Annotated in this window: 7 protein-coding genes; 5 read left to right on the top strand and 2 right to left on the bottom strand. The window is 33.9% G+C overall.

Features of this window, described 5'->3' with window-relative positions:
- Positions 1–1,958, bottom strand: a 1,958-nt coding sequence (locus tag ACIQZ2_RS11480; protein WP_395768992.1) for an SLBB domain-containing protein, incomplete at its 3' end; no start/stop codon positions are given.
- Between the two features lie 125 nt (positions 1,959–2,083).
- Between ACIQZ2_RS11480 and ACIQZ2_RS11475 the strand changes: the two genes are divergently transcribed.
- Entirely contained in the window at positions 2,084–3,952 is a 1,869-nt protein-coding gene (locus ACIQZ2_RS11475) for a DNA topoisomerase IV subunit B (RefSeq protein WP_395768991.1), read from the top strand.
- Here the strand turns inward: ACIQZ2_RS11475 and ACIQZ2_RS11470 are convergent.
- Positions 3,949–4,257: a hypothetical protein gene (locus ACIQZ2_RS11470; protein WP_395768990.1), complete on the bottom strand. Its 309-nt coding sequence runs from the start codon at positions 4,255–4,257 to the stop codon at positions 3,949–3,951. The two genes, ACIQZ2_RS11475 and ACIQZ2_RS11470, sit on opposite strands and share 4 nt — an antisense overlap.
- 47 nt (positions 4,258–4,304) lie before the next feature.
- Here ACIQZ2_RS11470 and ACIQZ2_RS11465 point away from each other — a divergent pair, with 47 nt between their 5' ends.
- The 4 genes from ACIQZ2_RS11465 to ACIQZ2_RS11450 all read left to right on the top strand — a co-directional run.
- A complete protein-coding gene (locus ACIQZ2_RS11465; protein WP_395768989.1) occupies positions 4,305–5,042 on the top strand; it encodes an electron transfer flavoprotein subunit beta/FixA family protein in 738 nt (245 codons plus the stop codon).
- Entirely contained in the window at positions 5,039–5,986 is a 948-nt protein-coding gene (locus ACIQZ2_RS11460) for an electron transfer flavoprotein subunit alpha/FixB family protein (protein WP_395768988.1), read from the top strand. Before ACIQZ2_RS11465 ends, ACIQZ2_RS11460 begins: the two co-directional genes overlap by 4 nt.
- Before the next feature lie 53 nt (positions 5,987–6,039).
- The gene (locus ACIQZ2_RS11455; RefSeq protein WP_395768987.1) at positions 6,040–6,609 is read left to right on the top strand and encodes a bifunctional nuclease domain-containing protein; all 570 of its coding nucleotides are present in this window, start codon (positions 6,040–6,042) and stop codon (positions 6,607–6,609) included.
- Position 6,610: 1 nt separating this feature from the next.
- On the top strand, positions 6,611–6,795 hold a 185-nt coding region (locus ACIQZ2_RS11450), incomplete at its 3' end, for a hypothetical protein (RefSeq protein ID WP_395768986.1).

Genomic DNA, 6,795 nt, shown 5'->3' with positions numbered 1-6,795 from the left:
CCCCCTGCGCGTTTAATTAAATCCGACAATCTGTCATCTTTTTTCTCTAAGCCATAAACACCAGGAAATAAAACTTGTCCCTGTAAAGTAATAAATTGTTGTAATTCGTAATTTGGTGAAGAGCGTACAAATACCTCATCAAAAGGATTCAACGCGAATGTTGAAGCGTTACTATCCACAATGAGGTTTTTAGAAATAGAAAATTTGAAAATTTCTGCAATTTGGGAACTTGTAAAATCTTGATTTTCTACTAATTCATTTTTCTTTCTTCTTACAACTTCCACAAAACCAGTAGAAGCAGATTCCCTTAGACCTCCAGCTTTAATTATTAGATCTTCAACAGTCATATTGGTTTCGTATGGAATTGTAATTTTTACAAGTCTATTTAACAATCCATTACTAACATTATCAGATTTAAATTTGTCAGCAATTTCACTTGATGTTGTACTTTGATTCGTATCCGAGTTTGGAGACTCCTTTGGCTCTGTATTTTTACTGGCTAGCTCATACTCTTCTTTTATACCATTAATTTCGCCATGTATTGTAACGGTAAATTTCTCTCTTAACTCTAAAATAGAAAATACACGTATTTTGTCTTCCTTTTGTAGCATGATATCTGCAGTCTTGCCGCTTAGTATGTCGGCAAGATTAACTGATAAATTGGAAGGTGTGTAGTCTTTATTCAGTCGATTGATGGTAACCCGGTCTAAAAAAGCATTCTCTTTGACTCCTCCAGCTTTTGCTATTAAAGCTGATAATGTTAATTTACCATCTAATGAAAAGGTACCTGGACGAAATACCTCACCATCTAAAGTTACCCGATTTTCATATCGATTTTCCGTAATGGATTCTGCAGTAATAATATCCCCGTCAGCTGGAATAAATGAATTGGCAATTGAATAATTGATATCAATCAATTTGCGCTCAGTTTTGGTTATTCTTTCAACCTTCAATAATTCTTTAAAGGCATTTTCTGAGAAACCTCCTCCATAGGTCTCAAAAATATAGGCAAGATTCTCAGTTGGTAAGGTTTCAAAAAATGCGTTTCGTTTGACACGACCTTTTATTTCAATACGCGACTTATACAATCCTACTTTAATAATATCTTGATCATGAATTGGTACATCATTTTTGCTAAATCCCTGCGTTATAAATTCGTACAAATCCAAATGAGCGATTACTTTATTGTTTCTAATAAGTTGTACGTCTCTAAATGTACCATTCTCTGTTGGCCCACCTGCTAAATACAAAACGTTCATAACACGTGCTAATGATGGCAAAGAATAAGTTCCAGGGTATTGAACTTCACCTACAACGGAAACGGATACTGTTTTAATATTGCCCAATGAGATACTAGCATATAAGCCATTAATGTCGGTATGGCCTTTAAATTTCTTCAATCCAATATAAATACTCGATAGCTTATAAATTATTCGATTTTGAGCTTCTTCTATCGTTAATCCGGCTACATAAACATTACCAATTTTGCTAATTTTAATATAGCCATCTGGATTTACTGTTAAATTATAATGCTCTTCGGAGTACCCGTTAATATCGATTATTAACTCATCATCGGGACCTAGTACATAGTTCTTGGGAGTAGCAATTTTTAAATTAGTTTCAAATACACCTGCCTTTTTATTGAATATAGAAAATCCAAATATTTTATTTTGAAAAGCAAGTTTTGCTTTTCGTATTGAGTCCTCTTCAGCACTTGGCGCTAACAAATTTTCTGATTGACGTTGATTAATTAAACTATCTGCATCACTCTTTTGCTTGGGGGAATTAACTATTTCTCTTTTTACTACTTTATTTGAACCTGCAGCTTTGTTAATAACGGGTGTTTGGTTCATATTAACTCCTGGAGCGAAAGTAGGTGGTACTTGGAATTGAGAAAAAGCAATATTTACACTTGCTAACAAAATGAGCACCGTAGCAAAACTTATTTTCTTGATCATGCAAAAATTCATTTTTAGGACTACAAAATAAGTTAAAAAAGCTCAGATTTCCATCTTTTATTATATTTAGATAAATCAAGGTAATTTATTGATTCTTTGGTAATTTTGTTCACAAATAAAATCATATGACTTCAGAGCCTATTTATAACGACGACAGTATACGATCACTCGATTGGAAAGAACATATTCGCTTACGTCCAGGTATGTACATTGGAAAATTGGGTGATGGTTCTTCCGTTGACGATGGAATCTACGTTTTGGTTAAAGAAATCATGGATAACTCTATTGATGAGCACATGATGGGTAATGGCAAGCAAATTGATGTAAAAATATCTGACCAAAAAGTTGAGGTGCGGGATTTTGGGCGTGGTATTCCACTAGGTAAAGTTATTGATTGTGTATCAAAGATAAATACAGGTGGTAAATATGATTCTGGCGCCTTTCAAAAATCAGTAGGTTTAAATGGCGTTGGTACCAAAGCTACGAATGCGCTTTCAAATTATTTTAAGGTGCAGTCCTATCGTGATGGCCAAACAAAATGGGCGGAATTTAGTAAAGGAGAATTAATTAATGAGTCCAAAGGCCTTGAATCGACAACCAGCAAAAGTGGGACTTTCATCTGTTTTGAACCTGATAATACGGTATTTAAAAACTACCATTTTATTCCTCAATTTCTAGATAGTTTATTTTGGAATTATGCATTTTTAAATGCGGGTTTAATTATCAATTTTAATGGTGAAAAATATTTTTCACAAAATGGATTATTGGATTTGCTTTCTAAAAAAACCAATGCAGATGAAAATCGATATCCCATTATTCATTTAAAAGGAACCGATATAGAATTGGCGATTACCCATAACAATCAATATGGGGAAGAATATTATTCTTTCGTAAATGGTCAAAATACAACTCAAGGTGGAACACATTTAGCAGCTTTTCGTGAAGCACTGGTTCGAACTGTTCGAGAATTTTTTAAAAAGGACTTTGATCCTTCAGATGTACGAGCTAGTATTGTTGGCGCCATTGCTATACGTGTACAAGAACCTGTTTTTGAATCGCAAACGAAAACCAAACTTGGATCAACCAACATTTCTCCTGATTCATCTTCTCCTTCGATTAGGACATTTATCGGTGATTTCATTAAAACTGAATTAGACAATTATTTGCATCAAAATCCGTCAGCTGCCGATGCATTGTTAAAACGTATATTACAATCAGAGCGCGAGAGAAAAGACATAGCTGGTATTAAAAAACTGGCTAATGAACGAGCTAAAAAGGCTAATCTACATAATAAAAAATTACGTGATTGCAGAATTCATTTAACTGATGATAAATCTGAAGTGCGGCAAGAAACTATTCTTTTCATTACCGAGGGAGATTCAGCTAGTGGTAGTATAACAAAATCACGAGACGTTCAAACACAAGCAGTATTTAGTTTAAGAGGCAAACCGTTAAATAGCTTTGGACTTACTAAAAAAATCGTTTACGAAAATGAAGAGTTTAATTTACTTCAGCATGCCTTGGATATTGAGGACAGTCTAGATAATTTACGATACAATAAAATAGTTATTGCTACGGATGCAGATGTTGATGGGATGCATATAAGGTTGTTAATTCTTACCTTCTTTTTGCAATTTTTTCCTGATTTAGTCCGTAATGGTCATTTATACATTTTAGAGACTCCCCTGTTTCGGGTTAGAAATAAAAAAGAAACCATTTACTGTTATTCCGATGAGGAACGTCGTAATGCTATTGAAAAGTTAGGACCGAAACCGGAGATAACGCGCTTTAAAGGCTTAGGTGAAATTTCTCCCGAAGAATTTGGTGAATTTATTGGAGAGAATATTAAAATAGAGCCAGTAATTTTAGAGAAAGATTTCACTATTCCTCAATTGCTTACCTATTACATGGGTAAAAATACGCCAGAACGTCAAAAATTTATTATTGAAAATTTAGTAATCGAAAAAGACTTAGAGGAAGTTTTACTTACCTAATCATTTATTAGTATTAATGATTCTAATTCATTAACCACTTTAGTCAAGTGTAATTTATTTGCTATAAGTATACCTTTTTTAGCAAAGAACGTACCTTCTTCTGTTCGATCTAATTCATATAGTAATTCCGCTATGGTATAATAACTTGGTTGGTATTCTGGGAATTTATCAATAATGTTTTTCAACATTTCAATACTTGTTTCCAGGTTACCAATCGAACGTTCCTCAATAGCTAAAAAGTAATAATTCAATGGGTTATTCGGATTATTTTCTATTTCCTGTAAAATTATTTCTCTTCTATTCATTGTCAAATTAAAAGAATTTAGTATGCTTGCATAACAATTTTAAGCATATGAAAATATTAGTTTGTATTTCCGTCGTTCCAGACACCACTTCAAAGATAGCTTTAAGTTCTAATAATTATGTCAACTTGGATGGTTTGACATTCATTACTGGCCCATATGAGGACTATGCTTTATCGAGAGCAATAGAACTCAAGGAATCCCTAGTCGCAGAAAACATAGAAATCATTCTATTTCATGTTGGACCTGAGTCAAGTGAAGTTATCATTCGAAAGAGTTTAGCCTTAGGAGCCGATTCTGCTATTCGTGTAAATGCTAAAGCGAATGATTCATTACAAGTAGCAAAGGAAATAGCTGAATATGTAAAACTAAATCCTGTAGATTTGATTTTAATGGGTAAGGAAACTATTGACTACAACAGTGGTCTAGTGCATCGCTTAACTGCTAGTCTTTTAGCTTGGGAATCACTTTCTCCAGTAATGGCATTGGATATCAGCAATAACCTATGCAAAGTGAAAATAGAGACTGTACAAGGTATCACTGAATTGCAGGCGAGTCTTCCACTGGTACTAGGCTGTCAAGAGCCAATTGCGGAATGGAAAATTCCTTCTATGCGCGGAATAATGTCTGCAAGAACTAAAGAAATAAAGGTTCTACCGCCTTTTGTACAACCTACCTTTACAACTGAACGCGATGAAGTGAATGAACAAAATCGAAAAGGAATATTGTTTACACGCGAGAATTTAAATGAGTTAATTGATATAATTAAGAAAGAATCAAAGTCATGAGTACTATAGCCGCATTTATCGATTTTAAATCTGGGAATTTAACTTCGAGATCAATTCAAATCATAAATCTTGTTAATTCAATAGCCAAAAATTTCAGCGAACTTGAAAAAGTATGTTTCTATACACTAGATTCAAATGATGCAGTAGGTATTAATACCTCAATTCCTTCTACTTTAATTCAAATTAAGGGGCTTCAGGAAGATAGAACGATAAGCAATTCCCAACTTAGTGAAATAGTCAATTCAATTGCCTCAAATAATTGTACCTGTGTAATTGGATACAAATCTGCTTTTATTGATCATGTATTGGCATCAATGGCTGTTCATGTAGGATTACCAGTGATAACTCAGATAAATTCTATTTCGATTAAAGATAAAAGTATACATCTTAGACAAAGTATATTTAGTGGAAAAGCAAACTCTTTTCTACAAACAAACTTATCCGCGATGTTTATCCTTAATCCTGCTTTTGAATTTATTGCTAGAGATGAGGGTACAAGCAAAGCCAGTAATTCAGAATTACAAATTTCAGCTTCCCTACCCTATTCAACAATTTTAAGTACGCAGCAAGGTCATGGTGCTAGTTTAGTTGATGCTGCTTACGTTGTAGGAGCTGGTCGTGGATTAAAAGATCCAAGTAATTGGACAATGATTGAAGAATTAGCTGCCAAAATTGGGGCAGCTACTGCTTGCTCGAAGCCAGTATCCGATGTTAATTGGAGGCCACATAGTGAACACGTTGGTCAAACAGGGATAAAAATAGCCCCCAAATTATACATTGCATGTGGTATTTCTGGTGCTATTCAACATCTTGCTGGAGTGAATGGATCTAAAACCATTGTGGTTATTAACAATGATCCTGAAGCTCCGTTTTTCAAATATGCAGATTACGGAATTGTAGGAGACGTTTTTGAAATTGTTCCTGAAATTGTAAAAAATCTTTAAAATCGACTTATGAAGGTATAGATTGATTATCTTTGTTTTTTTAAAGATATACTTTGGGAGAATTGATAAAATTGCGAGTTGTTTCATTAAGTCCAAGTGCAGCTGGTGCATCTTCGTATATTTTGTTTTTACAAGCGGAAAAAGGTGAATCTGTAGGTTTTCCTATGGTTATAGGCATTTCAGAGGCGCAAGCGATTTCGATGTTTATGGAAGATGTTATTCCTGCAAGACCAATGACACATGATTTGTTTGCCAACTTTATAAAGCAAACAACTGTTTTGGTATCATTCATTGAAATTTCTTCATTTAAAGACGGAGTATTTTTTGCTAAAATTCATATGAATAAAGATGGTGAATCGATTGTATTGGATGCGCGGCCATCTGATTCCATCGCCATAGGACTTCGTTTGAATGCTGATATTGTAATTTCTGATACATTGTTAAATGAAATAGCAATTCCCATGGAGGTATTACAAGACGAAGATGATGAAATTGAAATACAAAAAATCCCAAAGAGTCAGGTAATTTCGACCTTGGAGTCTTCTTTGGAAAAAGCTTTGGCGGATGAAAATTATGAAGAGGCAGCCAAACTGCGTGATCAATTAAATAAATTAATTAAATAATATGCGTTACTCGAAAGGGAAAGCTCAAACAACAAATCAAACAATTGTTATTTCAATAGCTTGTTTGTCCGTAATTATATCGTTGTTATTTCAATTACTTAGTGGGGCTTATAGCTGGGGAGAAAGTATTCAATCGCAAATGAAAGTCTATGTTTATTTGGATGATTCACTACAAACAAGTCAGAT

The sequence above is a fragment of the Aquirufa sp. genome (assembly GCF_044342065.1).
Taxonomy (GTDB): domain Bacteria; phylum Bacteroidota; class Bacteroidia; order Cytophagales; family Spirosomataceae; genus Aquirufa.
The sequence above is the reverse complement of the archived record's forward strand: the minus strand, read 5'-3'. Positions and strand labels throughout refer to the sequence as shown.